Source organism: Microbacterium sorbitolivorans (assembly GCF_003327285.1).
Classification (GTDB): Bacteria; Actinomycetota; Actinomycetes; order Actinomycetales; family Microbacteriaceae; genus Microbacterium; species Microbacterium sorbitolivorans.
In genome coordinates, this window is the sequence record NZ_KZ848474.1 from 17424 (window position 1) to 34609 (window position 17186).

The window sequence follows — 17186 nt, forward strand, 5'->3', positions numbered from 1 at the left end:
TCATGTTATGCCCCGCCGGGTGGCTTGACTTGAGCGTACGTCCCGCGCAGAAGAACTTGATTCCATGACCTTCCGAGCCCCGATGCCGACAGCGACGAGACGACGTGTCAACGAACCGTTCCCGGCGAAGCCCTGGAGCCGCTGGCTGTTACGCGCGGGGCTCGCGGCGCCCTTCGTCGTCATCGCCGTTTTGCTGATTCAGGATTCCGGTCTCCTCTCTCGCAGCGTCAACGGAACCGTCGAGGCGCGCGTCGACACGATCGACTGGGGCCGCGCCGACCTCAACTGGGTCGCAGACCTCTATCCGCCATTCGGAACCCTGCTCGTGAAGCTGATTCCTGGCGGGGCCGCCGGCCTCAGCATCGTCGGCGCGCTCGCCGCAGGTTGGTTCCTGCAGTACCTGATCCAGACGCTGCGCGAGCGCCACTGGCAGCGTCGGAACATCGTGCTGACAGTGCTCGCTGTTGGCGGCAACCCGGTCTTCGCCTACCTCGTTGTCGGCGACCTCCTCGGCTTTCTCGGCCTCGCCGCGTTCAGCTACGGCACCATCGAGATGTACCGATTCATCATGCGCAGGAACACCGATGCCGGCTTCCGCGCGGGCGTCTGGTTCTTAATCTGCTCGCTCGTGGATCCGTCGGGTCTCCTCCTCATCGTGGTCGCGATGTTGACGGCACCGGCGCTGACCGTCGCGCGGGCCAACGAACGAGGCGCGCGCCTGGCGAACATCGCGGTAATCTTCTACCCCACGATCGCGGCCGCGGTCACCATCATGTTGATGCAGGCGATCTACCTGAACGATCCGTTCGCGCTCTACTCGCGAGCCATCATCTACTCCCCCGAAAACTGGTCGGTCTTCGCGACGCTCTTCACGACACCGGGCGGATGGACGACTCTTCTCGCCGCGCTCTTCGGCGCCGCCGTCGCGGCCCTGGGCCGCAGATACGTCCTCGCGTTCATTGCGCCCCTCGTGCTCGTCGCAATTCTGCTCGGGCGCGTGCTCGGGCTCGTTCCGTTGCAGGGCGTGGGCTACGTTCTGCTGACCACGACGATGATTATCGTCACGCTACTCCCCAGCCTAAGCGGGCGACTTCGGCGCACCGGTGTAAGCATCGTGCTGTGTGCCTTCATCGTGCTCGGCTGGGTCACGGGTCTCGTGCGCGCACCAATTGTCGAGTGGTTCGTTTCATTTACCGGAGGCATCGCATGACCGGGCAGGTTTCCCCCTCGACGCCGATTGTCCCCTCGGATCAGATTGCCCACGACGCAGCCGAGCGGCTGTACGAACACGATCGGCTGCGATCGGGCAAGTATGTCCTCTCCACCGCGCAGAAGATCGGCGGCGCGATCGCGATCGTCATCATCGTTCTGGTGGGTATTTTCTGGCCGAGCAAACTACTGCAGGCGTTCCTCATCCTCTTCAGCCTCGCGTTCCTCGCCGCCACCGCCTTCAAGTTCATCGTCTCGGTGCGCGGTGCCCGCTACGACGTGATCGAGCGAATTTCATCGGCGCAGATCGCCGAACTTCGCGATGAAGATCTGCCGGTCTACACCGTGCTCGTCCCCGTGTTCCGCGAGGCCAACATCGTGGGCCAGCTCGTGCGCAATTTGGGTGCGCTCGACTACCCCACCGACAAGTTGGAGGTGATGATCCTCACGGAGGAAGAGGATCAGGAGACGCGCGACGCGATCGCCGCATCGAATCCGCCCGCGCACTTCCGCGTCGTCCGCGTACCCAAGGGGCACCCCCAGACCAAACCGCGTGCGTGCAACGTGGGCCTGGCGCTCGCACACGGTGACTACCTTGTGATCTACGACGCGGAAGATCGCCCCGACCCGGACCAGCTAAAGAAGGCGCTCATCGCGTTCGAGCAGAACGGTGAAGAGGTCGCCGTCGTGCAGGCAGCGCTGAACTACTTTAACGACCGCGAGAACCCGCTCACGCGGATGTTTACGCTCGAGTACTCGTACTGGTTCGATTACATGCTCCCCGGCCTCGAGCACGATCGCCTGCCCATCCCGCTCGGCGGCACGTCCAACCATTTCCGCGTCGACGCGCTGCGCGAGCTCGGCGGTTGGGATCCCTACAACGTCACCGAAGACGCCGACCTTGGGATCCGCGCGAGTGCGCTCGGATATCGCGTCGGGGTGATCGACTCGACGACGATGGAAGAGGCCAATACCTCAATTCCGAACTTCATCCGACAGCGCTCGCGCTGGATCAAGGGCTACTTGCAGACGTCGCTCGTCCACGCACGGCGCCCTGTGCAGCTGATCCGCGAGGTCGGCGTCGTGAAATTCTCCGCCTTCGCGTTGCTGATCGCAGGAACGCCCATCACGTTCCTCGCGGTGTTGCCGTTCTACGCGCTCACGGCCGTCTCGCTCTTCCTCCCACCGGAGGTGCTCTCCGGCCTCCTGCCGGTGCCCGTGCTGTGGCTGGCGCTGCTCAACTTCGTTGTCGGCTCGGCGCTCATGGTGTACGTCACCATGATGGGCCCGTACAAGCGTGGCAGCTTCCACCTCGTTCCGTGGGCCTTGGTTAACCCCGTCTACTGGGTGCTTCACTCGATTGCCTCATACAAGGCGCTGTGGCAGCTCATCGTGAAGCCCCACTATTGGGAGAAGACCGAACACGGCCTGACCGCCCACGTCGACGACGCAGACGGCCAGGCCGGATAGCCCCTTCCTATGCGGCGGGCTTGCGGTTCTCCGCGCTGACCATCCACGCGAACTGTTCGAGAACTTCGAGGATCTCGTGCAGCATGTCGGCGGTGGTCGGGTCTTCCTCGTCGACGGCGTCGTGCACCTCACGGCACGTCGACGTCACGGCTTCGAGTCGCTCCGTCACGAGATCGATCACGTCGGTCGTGAAGAGCTCACCGTGCGGGAGCTCTGGAAGCGTCGTCGTCTCTGCGACCGTGTCGCTTCGTCCATCCGGCAGGGCATGGAGCGCGCGCATTCGCTCGGCGATCGAATCGCTGAACCCGCGCGCCGCGTCGATGATCTCGTCGAGCTGACGGTGCGTGTCGCGGAAGTTCGTGCCGACGACGTTCCAGTGCGCCTGCTTTCCCTGCGACGCGAGCTCGATCAGGTCAACCAGAACCTTCTGCATGTTTTCGCTCAGCGTCTTCGACGCGGTGAAACCATGCTCTGCGTTCTGTTCCTTCGTGAGCCCCGCGCCCTTCGAGGGGCGGCGCTTGTTCTTCGTCGTTGCGGTGTTGTTCGATGCCATGGGCTTCTCCTTCGACGTCGAGCGTGAAAAGGGGTCACACGCAGATTATCGAGAAGCGGCAATGCATCCCAGGCCCCTTGCACAGAGCGCAGAGCGCTGTTAATGGCGGCGAAGTATGGCCTACGGCTTCCGCGACACCGAAACCGAGGGTTAACATCGGCGTCCCCGGCCATGTCTATGATGTGCCGCAAGCGGGCGTGTTGCTCGCCCATCATGTGACCTCGGGGAGCGCCCATGTCCGACCAGATCCGCTCATCGATTCTGCGCCACCTGCGCTACTCGCTCGGTATTAGCGAGAGTCAGGCCGCGCTGGCAGACTGGCGCACCGCGCTCTCGCTCGCGCTGCGCGATCTCGCCATGGATCCGTGGCTCGAGGCCGAAAAACGCGCCACCGACGAAGACCGCAAGCGTGTCTACTACCTGTCGATGGAGTTCCTCACGGGCCGCCTCATCGAAGACGCCGCCATCAACCTCGGCGTGCGCACCGAGGCGGTCGTCGCCCTCGACAGCCTCGGCGTCAGCTTCGCCGATCTCGTCGCCGGCGAACCGGATCCGGCGCTCGGCAACGGCGGCCTCGGCCGCCTCGCCGCCTGCTATCTCGAATCGATGTCGACCCTCGGCCTGCCGGCCTACGGCTACGGCCTGCGCTACGAGCGCGGCCTCTTCCGCCAGTCGTTCGACGAGGGCCGCCAGGTCGAGCACCCCGACGAGTGGCTCGGCGACGGCTCGCCCTGGAGCCTCGGCAAGCCCGAGACGACCCACCGGGTCTCGTTCGGCGGATCCCTCGACGGCGAAACCTGGAACCCCGAATCGTCGATCGTCGCGGGCGCCTTCGACACCCCCGTCGCCGGATACGGCGGACGCTGGGTCAATACCCTGCGCCTCTGGGCCGCCACCGCAGACGCCAACCTGCTGGATCTCGGCCGCTTCAACTCGGGCGACTTCTTCGGCGCCGCCGACGCCGAGACGTGGGCGAAGACCCTGAGCCGCGTGCTCTACCCCGCCGACGAGACCGACCTCGGCAAGCGCCTGCGCCTCTCGCAGGAATACTTCCTGACCTCCGCCTCGGTGCAGGACCTTCTGGAGCGATTCACGAGCAGCCACACCGACCTCGAGCGCCTGCCCGAGTTCGTCGCCATCCAGATGAACGACACCCACCCCGCCATCGCGGGCCCCGAGCTCATCCGCCTGCTGATCGACGAGCACGGCTTCAGCTTCGACCGCGCGGCCGACGTCGCCGTCGACGTGCTCGGCTACACCAACCACACCCTGCTGCCCGAGGCCCTCGAGCACTGGTCGGTCGACCTCATGGGCTCGCTGCTGCCCCGCCACCTGCAGATCATCGAGAAGCTCGACGCGCGGATCCACACGACCTACGGCCCCGCCGCCGACAACGTGCACCTCATCGACCACGGCCAGGTGCGCATGGGCGACCTCGCCGCGTGGACGAGCCACCGCGTCAACGGCGTCTCGGCCCTGCACTCCGAGCTCGTCAAGACCGACCTGTTCGAGGCCCTCGACGAGCTCGAGCCCGGCCGCATCGTCAACGTCACGAACGGCATCACCCCGCGTCGCTGGCTGAAGCTCGCGAACCCGGCTCTCGCGAACCTCATCACCGAGACCATCGGATCCGGGTGGGAGACCGACCTCGATCGCCTGCGCGCCCTCGAAGCCCACGCCGACGACCCAGCGTTCCTCGACGCCTTCGGCCGCGCCAAGCACGCCGCCAAGCAGGTCTTCCTCGACTGGGCCCGCGAGACCCACGGCATCGACATGCCCCACGACGCGCTCTACGACGCGCAGATCAAGCGCATCCACGAGTACAAGCGCCAGCTGCTGAACATCCTGTGGACGATCTCGCGCTACCAGCAGATCAAGAAGGATCCGCAAGGCGCCTGGGTGCCGCGCGTCAAGATCTTCGGCGGTAAGGCCGCGCCGAGCTACGCCGTGGCGAAAGACATCATCCGCCTCGTCAACGACGTCGCCGAGGTCGTCAACAACGACCCCGAGACGAAGGATCTGCTGCGCATCGTCTTCGTGCCGAACTACAACGTCACGGCAGCCGAGAAGCTCATCCCCGCCGCCGACCTGTCCGAGCAGATCTCGACCGCCGGAATGGAGGCCTCGGGCACGGGCAACATGAAGTTCGCCCTCAACGGCGCCCTCACGATCGGCACGCTCGACGGCGCCAACGTCGAGATCCGCGACGAGGTCGGCCCCGACAACTTCTTCTTATTTGGCCTGACGACCGAAGAGGTCGCCGAGCGCCGCGAACAGGAGGGCCACGCCCGCGCCGCCATCGAGGCCAGCTGCGTGCTGCGCGAGGTGCTCGACGCCATCGCGGCCGGCGCCTTCAGCCCCGACGAGCCCGGCCGGTACGCCGGCATTCTCGACCTGGTCTGGAACAGCGACTGGTTCCTCGTCGCGAGCGATTTCGACGCTTACGATTCGGCCCAGCAGGTGGTAGACCAGACGTATCGCGAGCCGCAAGAGTGGCAGCGCAAGGCAGTGCTGAACATCGCACGAATGGGATTCTTTAGCTCAGACCGCGCGATCCGCGAGTACATGAGCGAGATCTGGAACGTCGGCCCCACATTCTAAGGAACACCCATGGGCGATGACATCGAACTCGGCGAACTCGACGAGTATCTCCTGGCGGAGGGAACCCACCGCCGACTCTGGCAGGTCTTGGGCGCGCACCCCTCGACGGTCAACGGCGTGGACGGGGTGAAGTTCGCCGTCTGGGCGCCAAACGCCTCGGCCGTCTCGGTCGTCGGTGACTTCTCGCTGTGGGCGGCCGACGCCTACCCGATGACCCCGCACGGATCCACCGGCGTGTGGCAGGCGTTCGTTCCGGGCATCGGCGAGGGCGCGGCGTACAAGTACGAGCTCCGCGACCGCGACGGCGTGAAGCTGCCGCAAAAGGCCGACCCCGTCGGCTTCGGATCCGAGCACCCGCCCGCGACCGCCTCGATCGTGCGCCGGCTCGGCACGTACGCGTGGCAGCACCAGTCGTGGGACGCGCGGCGGGCGGCCGCGGCCGACCAGCCGGTGTCGGTGTACGAGGTGCACCTCGGATCCTGGCGGCGCGCGGAGGGCGGCCGCCCGCTCTCGTACCTCGAGCACGCGACCGCGCTCGTCGACTACGCCGCCGACATGGGCTTCACCCACATCGAGGTCATGCCGATCTCGGAACATCCCTTCGACGGATCCTGGGGCTACCAGCCCGTCGGGCTCTACGCGCCGACGATCCGCTACGGCACGCCGGCCGAGTTCGCGGCGTTCGTCGACGCCGCCCACGGCGCCGGCCTCGGCGTGATCGCCGACTGGGTGCCCGGCCACTTCCCCACCGACGAGCACGGGCTCGGCCGCTTCGACGGCACGGCGCTCTACGAGCACCTCGACCCGCGCCAGGGCTTCCACCCCGATTGGAACACCTTCCTCTACAACTACGGCCGCCGCGAGGTCTCGGGCTACCTCGTCGCGAACGCGCTGTACTGGCTCGAGGAATACCACCTCGACGGCCTGCGCGTCGACGCCGTGGCGAGCATGCTCTACCGCGACTACTCGCGGAACGAGGGCGAGTGGATCCCGAACCGCGACGGCGGGCGCGAAAACTACGAGGCGATGAGCTTCCTGCGCCAGACGAACTTCGCCGTCGGATCCTCGGGCGTCATGATCGCCGAGGAATCGACCGCTTTCCCCGGCGTCACGACCGAGGTGCACGACGGCGGGCTCGGGTTCGACTACAAGTGGAACCTCGGGTGGATGAACGACTCGCTCACCTACTTCGGCAAGGATCCGATCTACCGCTCGTACCACTCAGACCTGTTGACCTTCGGCCTGACGTACGCGTTCAGCGAGAAGTTCCTGCTGCCCATCAGCCACGACGAGGTCGTGCACGGCAAGGGCTCGATGTACGGCCGCATGCCCGGCTCGCACGCCGACAAGCTCGGCAACCTGAAGGCCTTTTACGCCTACATGTGGGGCATGCCGGGCAAGAAACTGCTGTTCATGGGGCAGGAGTTCGGGCAGCCCGCCGAGTGGAACCACGACGCGGAGCTCGACTGGGGCGTGCTGCACGACCCCGGCCACGCAGGCGTGCAGGCGGTCGTGCGCGACCTCAACCGCCTGTACCGCGCCCAGCCCGCGCTGCATGTGCGCGACACCGACGGATCCGGTTTTCAGTGGCTGCTCGTCGACGCCGTCGACGACCAGGTCTACGCCTGGCTGCGCCGCGGCGAGCCCGGCGACCCGCACGTCGTCGTCGTGCTCAACCTCACCCCCGTCGAGCGCACCGGTTACCGCGTCGGCTTCCCCATCGCGGGCCGCTGGACCGAGGCGCTCAACACCGACTCCGCGGCCTATGGCGGCGGCGATCGCGGCCACGGCGGCGCGATCGAAACCGAGCCGGTGCCGACCGGTAACGAGGCCCAATCGGCACTGCTCACTCTCCCGCCCCTCTCGGCCATCTATTTTGTGGAGGAACGATCATGACTGACTCGAAGCCGCGCAAGCCCACCCGGCTCGCCGATCAGGCGATGGCCTTCGTGCTCGCGGGCGGGCGCGGATCCCGCCTGGAAGAGCTCACCGATCGACGAGCGAAACCGGCCGTGCATTTCGGCGGCAACAGCCGCATCATCGACTTCCCGCTCTCGAACGCCTACAACTCGGGCATCCGCAAGATGGCGATCGCGACGCAGTACAAGGCGCACTCGCTCATTCGCCACATGCAGCGCGGCTGGAGCTTCTTCCGCGCCGAGCGCGGCGAGTACCTCGACATCCTGCCCGCCAGCCAGCGCGTCGCCGAGAACAAGTGGTACCTCGGCACCGCCGACGCCGTCACGCAGAACATCGACATCGTCGACGACTACGACGTCGAGTACGTGATCATCCTCGCGGGCGACCACGTCTACAAGATGGACTACGAGATCATGCTGCGCCAGCACGCCGAGACGGGCGCCGACGTGACGATCGGGTGCATCGAGGTGCCCCGCCACGAGGCCAGCGCGTTCGGCGTCATGGCGACCGACGCCTCCGGCAAGATCACCGACTTCCTCGAGAAGCCGAAGGATCCGCCGAGCATCCCTGGCGACCCGAGCCAGGCTCTCGCGTCGATGGGCATCTACGTCTTCAAGTGGTCGCTCTTGCGCTCGCTGCTGCTGGCAGACGCCGAAGACGATACCTCGGGCCACGACTTCGGGCATGACATCATCCCGCAAATCGTCAGCGCGGGCGGCGCCTACGCGCACCGCTTCAGCGACTCGTGCGTCATGACGGGCCTCGAGACCCGCCCCTACTGGCGCGACGTGGGCACGATCGACGCCTTCTGGCGCGCCAACGTCGACCTCACCGAATTCGTGCCGGCGCTCGACGTCTACGACAACGAGTGGGCGATCTGGACGTACTCGGAGCAGAGCCCGCCCGCCAAGTTCATCCACGACGACGTGGGCCGCCGCGGCCAGGCGATCCAGTCGCTCATCTCGGGCAACTGCATCATCTCCGGATCCGATGTGCACAACTCGCTGCTCTTCACGGGCAACCGCGTGCACTCGTTCTCCGAACTGAACGAGGTCGTGTCGCTTCCCTACGTCGACGTGGGCCGCGGGGCGCGCCTCAGCCGTGCCGTCATCGACTCGCGCGTGCAGATCCCCGAACGGCTCATCGTCGGCGAGGATCCGGAAGAGGATTCGCGCTGGTTCCGCCGCACGGCGGGCGGCGTCACCCTCATCACGCAGGCGATGCTCGACCGCCGGGCCGCCACACTCGGGCTGTGATGGCGCGCAAGCGGCGCGTCCTCTCGGTCGCCTCCGAGTGCGCGCCGCTCATCAAGACGGGCGGCCTCGCCGACGTCGTGGGCGCGCTGCCGGCGGCGCTCGCGCCGCTCGGCTGGCACTCGCGGGTGTTGCTGCCCGCCTACCCGTCGGTCATCGGGCGGATGCCGCGCTCGCGCAGGCTCTGGCGCACCGATGACTTGTTCGGCGGTCCGGCGTCGGTGCGGGCGACGACGATCGACGACTTCCCGGTTCTTCTGCTCGACGCCCCGCACCTGTTCGACCGGCCGGGCGGGCCGTACGAGTCGCACGGCGACGAGCATGTGCGCTTCGCCGCGCTCAGCTGGGTGGCCTCGCGCATCGCGATCGAGGGGCTGTCGGATCGCTGGCGCCCCGACGTCGTGCACGCGCACGACTGGCAGGCGGGGCTCACGCCCTCCTACCTGAAGTACGCCGAATCCACCGTGCCGTCGGTCATGACGATCCACAACATCGCCTTCCAGGGCATCTTCGGCCCGGATCAGTTGGGCCGGCTGCTGCTGCCGGCGTGGGACTTCCACCCCGAAGCGCTGGAGTACTACGGCAACGTCAGCGCGCTGAAGGCCGGCATGATGCATGCCAGCCGCGTCACGACCGTGAGCCCGACCTATGCGGCAGAGCTCCAGACCCCCGAGTTCGGCTTCGGGCTCGAGGGCGTCGTCACCATGCGCGCCGAGCGCGGCGAGATGCACGGCATCCTGAATGGTATCGATACGGGCGTCTGGGATCCCGCACACGACCCGTTCACGGTGCCGTTCTCGTCTGCCTCGCTCGAGGGCAAGGCGCTCGCGCGCGCCGAGCTGCTGGAGGAGTTCGGGCTCGCCCCACACTCGGGCCCCCTCGCGGTCGTCGTCACGCGCCTCACGCACCAGAAGGGCATCGACATGCTGCTCGAGGCACTGCCGTCGTTCCTCGACGCCGGCGGCGCCGTCGCCATCCTCGGATCCGGCGAGCCGGGCTACGAGGAGGCGCTGCTCAACATGCGCTCGTCGTCGGTCGGGGTCAAGATCGGATACGACGAGGCCCTCAGCCACCGCCTCTACGCCGGCGGCGACCTCGTGCTCGTGCCCTCGCGCTTCGAGCCGTGCGGGCTCACGCAAATGTACGGGCTGCGCTACGGCGCACTGCCGGTCGTCGCCTCGACCGGCGGCCTGCGCGACTCGGTCGACGATGGCGTAACGGGCTTCGTGTTCGACGACATCTCTTCTGCAGGCCTCGCCGATGCGCTCTCGCGGGCGCTCTCTTCTTATGGAACGCCGGCGTTCGACGAGATGCGCCAGGCCGCGATGGCCCGGCGCCTCGACTGGGGATCGTCGGCCGCCGCCTACGCCGAGCTCTTCTCCTCGCTCCTATGAAGCTAGGCGTTACCCTCACCGACACCGGTGCCGACGTCGCCGTGTGGGCGCCGGCGGCCGACCGAGTGTGGTTCTGCCGCGTCACCGACGACGGACGCGAAGACCGCACCCGACTGCCATATGTCGAGGGCGGCATATGGCACGGATCCGTCGCCGACGTCGTCGACGGCACCCGCTACGGGATCCGCGCCGCGGGGCCGGGGCTCGACCCGCACACGCTCCTCGTGGATCCGTACGCCGTCGCGATCGACGGGCGGCTCGTCGCCGGGGAGCCGGTGCCGTACGGAATCGTGCGGACTCCTTCTTCCACGCCTTCTTGGTCTTTCTCAGGCGATCTCGTGATCTACGAGGCACACGTGAAGGGGCTGACGGCGCTACGCTCCGACATCCCTTCTGAGCTTCGGGGCACGTATGCCGGGGCCGCGCTCATGGCGCCGTACCTGGCGTCACTCGGCGTCACGGCGCTCGAGCTGCTGCCGATCCAGGCCTTCATCGACGATGACCACGTCGTCGCGAACGGCCTCACGAACTACTGGGGCTACCAGCCCATCGCGTGGCACGCGCCCGAGCCCCGCTACGCGCACGAGGACGCCGAGGCCGAGGTCTTGGCGCTCGTGAACGCGATGCACGCCGAGGGCATCGCCGTGATCGTCGATGTCGTCTACAACCACACGGGCGAGGGCGGGCACGGCGGGCCCGTCCTCTCGCTCAAGGGCCTCGCACCGCAGGCGTACCGTATGCACGACGGGGAATACGTCAACGACGCCGGCACCGGCAACACCGTCGCGGCCGAGGAGCCCCTCGTGCTGCGCCTCATCCTCGACAGCCTGCGGCACTGGGCCACGCGCTACGGCATCGACGGGTTCCGCTTCGACCTCGCGGCGACGCTCGGGCGCTCCGCCGGCGGCTTCGATTCGCGCGCCGCCTTCTTCCAGGCGGTCGGGCAGGATCCGGTGCTCTCAAACCTCATCCTTATCGCCGAGCCGTGGGACATCGGGCCCGGCGGGTATCAGCTCGGCGCGTTCCCGCACCCGTGGCGCGAGTGGAACGACCGCTTCCGCGACGACGTGCGCCGCGCCTGGCGCGGGGATCCGCTCATGCTGTCCGCGCTCTCGGCGCGGCTTCTCGGATCCGCCGCCGAGTTCGACCACTCGGGCCGCACCGCCCACACGTCGGTCAACTTCATCACGGCGCACGACGGGTTCACCCTCGCCGACCTCGTCTCGTACGAACAGAAACACAACCTCGACAACCGCGAAGACGGCAACGACGGGCACTCCGAGAACTTCTCGTCGAACGGGGGCGCGGAGGGTTTGTCGTCGGACCCCGACGTCCTGGCGCGGCGCGAGCGGCGCATGCGCGGCATGATCGCGACCCTCGCCGTGTCGCAGGGCGTGCCAATGCTGCTCGCGGGCGACGAGGCCGGCAACTCGCAGGGCGGCAATAACAACGCGTACGCGCAGGACAACGAGGTGGGGTGGGTGTCGTGGTCTGGTGTTTCCCTCGCTGATTTTGTGCGGGATGCGCTCGCGACCCGCGCCCGCCTGCCGATCCTGCGCCAGCGCGCGTTCCTGCACGGCGGCGAGCGCGCCACCTTCGGTCGCGACGTCACGTGGCTGCGCGCCGACGGCAACCTCGTCGAGGACGAGGACTGGCAGGATCCCGATTTCCGCACGATCGTCGCGGTCCTCCGCGGCGCCGCAGGCGACCCGGACGGCGAGGCGATTGACGGATCCGTCGCGATCGTCGTGAACCTCGGGTGCGCGACCACCGTCGACCTGCCCGCGGGACGCTGGGCGGTCGAGCTCGACTCGTCCGGATCCGCCGCCCTCACGGCCCGAACGATCGTGGTGCCCGAAGAGACACTCGTCGTGCTCTCCGGGGGATTTGTGGCCTCTGCGTACTATAGATAGGCCGAAGACGGCAAAAAGGGGAGGCTCGTGCTGAGGCAACAGACGGATCCGTCGTTTCTTGATTCGCACTCGACCGTCCAGATCGTTCTGATTCTGGGCGCCGTCGCGATCGGAGCGATCGTGATCGCCACGCTCGCATTTAAGGTGCGCACGCGGTGGCTTCTTGCCGCGACCCTCGTTGCCGGCGTCGTGCAGCTCTTCGGGCCCTTCGGCTTCACCTCGGGCGCGCTACTGCTGACCTGCACGCTGCTGCCCGTGGCGTTCTGGCGCACGCGGGCGATCCGCGGGGCGGCGTTTGTCTGGGGCATCCTGCTCGGCGCGCTCGCGATCTGGCAGGCCGTCGCCGTGCTGTGGTCGGAGAAGCTCGGCTCGGCCGGATACGCCGTGATCTTCTCGCTCGCCCTGCTGACCGTGTTCCTGCTCGCGCTCGACGTCGTACGGCACGACCCCGCCGGGGCACCCGTCGCCGTCGCGGTCGGGTCGCCCGCCGTCATCGTGTCGGGCCTGCTCGTCGTGCTGTTCCGCCTCTTCCCGCGCCTCGAGGGCAGCTACCTGCTCTCCCCCGTCGCACACCTCTTCTCAGAGCCCGACGTCATCCTCGTCTCGCAGAGCGAGATCGACATCGCCCTCGACCCCATCCGGTCGCTCGGCATCTTCGCCTCGGTCGCGAGCCCCTCCGGATCCACCGGATACCTGCAGGGCCTCTTCATCACCGACGACCTCACGAACTTCCAGAATGTGCTCGACCCGTCGAAGGCGGGCGGCGTGTTCCTCAACGGCAACACCGCGTCGCTGTTCTTTGGGGTGGCTAGCTGTGTGGCGGTGTGGGCCGTGGTGGCTTCTTTGCGTGTTGCGTTGCCCGCGCAGACCGGGTTTGGGCGGGGGGAGCTTCGGGCTTCGGTTACTGTGTCTGGCTCTGGTTCTTTGGCGGGCGCGGAGCGCGTCCGCGATACCGGATCCGGCCGCGTCGATACCGATCCGGTGCGGGTTTCCGCGGTGCGCGGATCCGCTATCGCCCGCGCGGGCGCCTTCTCGCCGCGCGCGCGGCACCTGTTGCTCGCGGCGCACGGCGCGATGGCGATCGTGTCGGTCGCGGCGCTGGTGGCGACCGGATCCAAGACCGCGCTCGTGCTGCTTGTCGGCCTGCCGATCGTCGCGCTGTACATCGGGTGGACCGCGCGGCGGCCGCTCGCGGGCGCGATCGTCGGCGTCGTCGCGGTGCTCGTCGCGGCCGCGGGCGTCACCGCCGTGCTGATCAAGCGGCCCGACCTGCTCGAGTCGAGCACCCTCAACGACCGCGTCGGGCTGTGGCGGATGGTCGCCGCGTCCTTCCCGGAGCGGTGGTTCACGGGCTTCGGCTTCGGCAATTGGCGATTCCACATCGTCGAGGAATGGCCGTTCTACTTCCCCGGCGTCGCCACGCAGGTGTGGCCGCCGCACAACATCTTCCTGCAGGCGTGGACCGACGCCGGCATCATGTCGCTCGTGCTCGTCGTCGCCGTCATGCTGATGCCACTCGGCGCGGCCATCCGCCGCATCGGCGAGGCGCGACGCGGGCCCGAATCGGTGCCCGCGCGCCGCGGATCCGCCAACCACTCGTCCGCACCGAAATGGTCGCCGCTGTTCGGATCCGAGGCCATCGCGCGCGCCGCGATCTTCGTCGCGCTGGCGTGGATCCTGCTGCACGGCATGGCCGACACCACCAACTACGCGGGCGATAACCACACGCTGCCGTTCGCGGCGCTCCTGACGGCGCTGGCGCTGACGCGCACCCGTCGCTCCGCTTCGAAAGGCCTCGCATGACGACGTACGTGTACTACCCGCGCGGGCTCGCCACCGGCGGGCCCGAGGCGTTGCATCAGCTCGTTGACTCGCTGCGGCGGCAGGGGCAGGACGCGTACTTGGTGCCGATTCCGGGCACGGCTACTGCTGACCGCGCTGCTCGATACTCGCACTACGACGCCCCCGAGGCCGGGGCCGTCGACGACGCCGCCGGCAACATCGTGGTCGTGCCCGAGACGCAGGCGATGCTGCTGAAGCCGCTGCGGCGGGCCCAGGGATACGTCTGGTGGCTCTCGATCGACTACGCGCCCCGCTTCGTGATAGAGCGCGACACCACCTCGCTGCTGCCGATCGAGCGCACGCGCAACACGCGGTTCCCGCTGCTCCAGGTGCGGCGGGTGAAGCGGTATTTCCGGGGTGCGATCTCTGGAGAGGACGCCCTGCTGCAGCGCGTCGGGCACCTGGCGCAGTCGCACTACGCGTGGAGTCACGTGTTCGCGCACCTGGGGCGCGTGGGGTCGGTGGTGAGTGACTATACGCCGGCGGGGGTTACTTCTGACTCTCTGTCGGGCCGCGTCGCGCGGATTGCCTACAACCCGGCGAAGTCGCGGCCGATCATGGCGGAGTTTGCGCGGCGGTGGCCGGGGATCGAGCTGCTGCCGCTGCAGAACATGACGGGCGCGGAGGTCGCGGAGGCTCTGGAATCGTCGCTGGTGTACCTCGACCTGGGCGCCCACCCGGGCAAGGACCGGATGCCGCGAGAGGCGGCGCTGGCCGGATCCATCGTGCTGGTCGCCAACCGCGGCGCGGCCGCGAACGGGGTGGACGTGCCGCTGCCGCAGGCGCACAAGATCGACGTGCTGCCGGACATCGTCGCGAACGCGAAGCGTGCCTACGACGCGGTGCTGGCGGATCCGGCCGCGGCCCACGCGGCCCAGGCCGACTACCGGGCGCGGATCCCCCGCGAGCGCGACACCTTCGACGCCGAGGTGCGGTCGGTGTTCATCGAGGCCTCCCACGGCTCCGACGGCGCTGCGCCTTCGGCCTAGGGGCTACGCCCCCGGGTCACGGTTCCCGCTTCGGTGGGCCCCTCATCTCCGCGAGATCGCACTCTTTTCGCGAGGTCTCACTCTTTTTCGTGTTCTCTCGGGAAAAGAGTGTGATCTCGCGGGGTTGGGTTTGGCCAGGTTCCGCGAGATCGCACTGTTCTCGCGAGATCTCACTGAAATCAGGGCGATCTCGGAAGAAGAGTGAGACCTCGCGGGATCAGGTGGCGAGACCGCGGCCGAGTCCGCACCAAAGTCGGAGACATCACGAGAATCGGAGGGATTCGCCCCAGGGGGCCGAGACTTGTGATTTCTCCGAGGTCCGTGCGCGGCGCGAGCCGGCCTGGAGGCGCCGGGAGCTGCGCGGTATTGATCCGGGATCAACAGCGCGGGTCCCGGATCTGCGCTGCACGAGGCTCGGAAGAATCACGACAATCGGAGAGATTTGCCCCAAGGATCCGAGACTCGTGATTTCTCCGACGTTCGTGCGCGGCACGGAGACGATCCCCTCGCGCCACGAGCCGGATCCGGGATCCGATGGCGCACCAAAGTCGGAGGAATCACGAGAATCGGAAGAGTGCGCCCCGGGGATCCGAGACTCGTGATTTCTCCGAGATCCATGCGGCTTCGACAAGAAGAGTGAGACCTCGCGAAAAGAGTGCGATCTCGCGGGGGTGGGGCGCTAGTGGCGGCGGATGAGTTTGCGGAGGCGGCGCATGCCCGCCTGGCCCGGCGGGAGGTCGTGGGTGAGCATCGCGTCGATATCGCCGACGGCCGCGGTGCGGGATCCCTGGATCCGCCGCCGCTCGCGGCGCCCGTGCGTGAGCGCGGTGCGGATCCCGCGCGCGAGGCCGCTCCAGGCGGGCTTCGCGGATCCGGTGACCGTCGCCTTCGCGAGCATCATCGCGAACAGCACGACGAATCGCGGCACGATGATGTGGCGCAGCCCCTTCGGCACGTTCTTCGTGAGCAGCACGGGCAGGTTCTGGAAGGTCTGCCGCACGGTGAATCCGGGGATCTTGCCGCTCGTCGCACCGATCTTGTGGTGCACGATCGCCGACGGTTCGTAGACGATGGCGTGGCTGCGCAGGCGCGCGCGGAACCCGATGTCGATGTCTTCGAAGTAGGCGAAGAAGGTCTCGTCGAACATCCCGATGTCGCGGAACAGCTGCGTGCGGAACAGCGAGGCGCCCCCGGAGGCGGAGAACACGGGCTCGGATCCGGGGGCATCGTGCGCGGGGATCCCCCGGTGGCGCGGGAACGGCATGCCCCACGTCGACATTCCGTCGCCGGCGGTGTCGACGACCTCGCCCTCCTGCAGCATGAGGCTCGCCGCGATCGAGGCCCCGGTGCGGGTGAGCGCGGAATCGAGGTTCGCGAGCCAGCCGGCGTCGGGCACCGCGTCGTTGTTCAGCAGCGCGACGGCCTCGTAGTCGCCCGCGAAGGCCCAGCGGATCCCCACGTTCACCCCGCCCGCGAACCCCAGGTTCTCGGGCTCGAGGTGAAGCACGAAGGTCGTGGGATTCTGACGATCGCTCGAGGATCCGCCCTTTTCCGCAGAATCGTCAGAATCTCGCGCGATGTTCAGAATCTCGAGCCGTTCGCGGAGGCGAGCGACGTCGTCGCCGACGGATCCGTTGTCGATCACGAGCACGTCGAAGTGGTCGTGGGTCTGGCTCGCGAGCGCGTCGAGGCATTCGAGGGTGTCGGCGAGGCCATTCCAGTTCAGAACGACGACGAGCGTACGCATCATGTGCGGGATCCTTCCGTCTCTGACGACACTATGCGGGTGAGAGTGCGCGATCCAATCCCTCGGCGCGTCCGGGCTGCGCTGCGGCCCAGGGGCCGCGCCCCGCGAGGTCGCACCGTTTTCGCGAGGTCGCACCAAGTTGGATACTCACTCACGGAAAAGGTGAGACCTCGCGGGCCGCCGACGGCGGATCCGGTGCCCCGGTCAGCGGCGTCTCGGCGTCCCTCTCAATGGCATCTCGGCGTCCCTCTTCCCGTGAGATCGCACTCATTTCGCGAGATCGCATCGAGTTCGG

At 67.7% G+C, this 17186-nt stretch carries 11 protein-coding genes; 9 read left to right on the forward strand and 2 right to left on the reverse strand.

Annotation, left to right across the window (positions count from 1 at the left end):
- Nucleotides 1-64 precede the first annotated feature (64 nt).
- A complete protein-coding gene (locus DTO57_RS14665; RefSeq protein WP_229730425.1) occupies nt 65-1210 on the forward strand; it encodes a hypothetical protein in 1146 nt (381 codons plus the stop codon).
- Nucleotides 1207-2679 (forward strand): glycosyltransferase family 2 protein, encoded by a 1473-nt coding sequence (locus DTO57_RS05910; protein WP_229730427.1) that lies wholly within the window; start codon nt 1207-1209, stop codon nt 2677-2679. The genes DTO57_RS14665 and DTO57_RS05910 overlap by 4 nt, the downstream gene beginning before the upstream one ends.
- Before the next feature lie 7 nt (nt 2680-2686).
- Here DTO57_RS05910 and DTO57_RS05915 read toward each other — a convergent pair whose 3' ends face one another.
- Nucleotides 2687-3112 (reverse strand): Dps family protein, encoded by a 426-nt coding sequence (locus DTO57_RS05915; protein ID WP_373285662.1) that lies wholly within the window; start codon nt 3110-3112, stop codon nt 2687-2689.
- 354 nt (nt 3113-3466) lie between these two features.
- Here DTO57_RS05915 and DTO57_RS05920 point away from each other — a divergent pair, with 354 nt between their 5' ends.
- The 7 genes from DTO57_RS05920 to DTO57_RS05950 are packed head-to-tail and all read left to right on the forward strand — an operon-like array spanning nt 3467 to nt 15144.
- Complete coding sequence (locus DTO57_RS05920) at nt 3467-5833, forward strand: glycogen/starch/alpha-glucan phosphorylase (protein WP_114117319.1); 2367 nt, start codon at nt 3467-3469, stop codon at nt 5831-5833.
- Nucleotides 5834-5842: 9 nt separating this feature from the next.
- Nucleotides 5843-7729, forward strand: a complete 1887-nt coding sequence (gene glgB, locus DTO57_RS05925) for a 1,4-alpha-glucan branching protein GlgB (RefSeq protein WP_114117320.1) — start codon at nt 5843-5845, stop codon at nt 7727-7729.
- Nucleotides 7726-9009, forward strand: coding sequence for a glucose-1-phosphate adenylyltransferase (glgC, locus tag DTO57_RS05930; protein WP_114117321.1), 1284 nt, complete (start codon nt 7726-7728; stop codon nt 9007-9009). Before glgB ends, glgC begins: the two co-directional genes overlap by 4 nt.
- A complete protein-coding gene (glgA, locus tag DTO57_RS05935) occupies nt 9009-10400 on the forward strand; it encodes a glycogen synthase GlgA (protein ID WP_114117322.1) in 1392 nt (463 codons plus the stop codon). Before glgC ends, glgA begins: the two co-directional genes overlap by 1 nt.
- Complete coding sequence (gene glgX / locus DTO57_RS05940) at nt 10397-12313, forward strand: glycogen debranching protein GlgX (RefSeq protein WP_114117323.1); 1917 nt, start codon at nt 10397-10399, stop codon at nt 12311-12313. The genes glgA and glgX overlap by 4 nt, the downstream gene beginning before the upstream one ends.
- Before the next feature lie 27 nt (nt 12314-12340).
- Nucleotides 12341-14116 carry an O-antigen ligase family protein gene (locus tag DTO57_RS05945; RefSeq protein WP_114117324.1) on the forward strand — a complete coding sequence of 592 codons (1776 nt, stop codon included), beginning with the start codon at nt 12341-12343 and terminating at the stop codon, nt 14114-14116.
- Nucleotides 14113-15144, forward strand: a complete 1032-nt coding sequence (locus DTO57_RS05950; protein WP_114117325.1) for a hypothetical protein — start codon at nt 14113-14115, stop codon at nt 15142-15144. Before DTO57_RS05945 ends, DTO57_RS05950 begins: the two co-directional genes overlap by 4 nt.
- 679 nt (nt 15145-15823) lie before the next feature.
- On the opposite strand, the gene DTO57_RS05955 is transcribed toward DTO57_RS05950, so the two are convergent.
- Nucleotides 15824-16894, reverse strand: coding sequence for a glycosyltransferase family 2 protein (locus DTO57_RS05955; protein ID WP_114117326.1), 1071 nt, complete (start codon nt 16892-16894; stop codon nt 15824-15826).
- Nucleotides 16895-17186 lie beyond the last annotated feature (292 nt).

Excerpts from the sequence above, each read along its gene's own strand:
- DTO57_RS14665 (WP_229730425.1), top strand. The coding sequence starts at position 65 with ATGACCTTCCGAGCCCCGATGCCGACAGCGACGAGACGACGTGTCAAC.
- DTO57_RS05910 (WP_229730427.1), top strand. The coding sequence starts at position 1,207 with ATGACCGGGCAGGTTTCCCCCTCGACGCCGATTGTCCCCTCGGATCAG.
- DTO57_RS05915 (WP_373285662.1), bottom strand. The coding sequence starts at position 3,112 with ATGCAGAAGGTTCTGGTTGACCTGATCGAGCTCGCGTCGCAGGGAAAG.
- DTO57_RS05920 (WP_114117319.1), top strand. The coding sequence starts at position 3,467 with ATGTCCGACCAGATCCGCTCATCGATTCTGCGCCACCTGCGCTACTCG.
- glgB (WP_114117320.1), top strand. The coding sequence starts at position 5,843 with ATGGGCGATGACATCGAACTCGGCGAACTCGACGAGTATCTCCTGGCG.
- glgC (WP_114117321.1), top strand. The coding sequence starts at position 7,726 with ATGACTGACTCGAAGCCGCGCAAGCCCACCCGGCTCGCCGATCAGGCG.
- glgA (WP_114117322.1), top strand. The coding sequence starts at position 9,009 with ATGGCGCGCAAGCGGCGCGTCCTCTCGGTCGCCTCCGAGTGCGCGCCG.
- glgX (WP_114117323.1), top strand. The coding sequence starts at position 10,397 with ATGAAGCTAGGCGTTACCCTCACCGACACCGGTGCCGACGTCGCCGTG.
- DTO57_RS05950 (WP_114117325.1), top strand. The coding sequence starts at position 14,113 with ATGACGACGTACGTGTACTACCCGCGCGGGCTCGCCACCGGCGGGCCC.
- DTO57_RS05955 (WP_114117326.1), bottom strand. The coding sequence starts at position 16,894 with ATGATGCGTACGCTCGTCGTCGTTCTGAACTGGAATGGCCTCGCCGAC.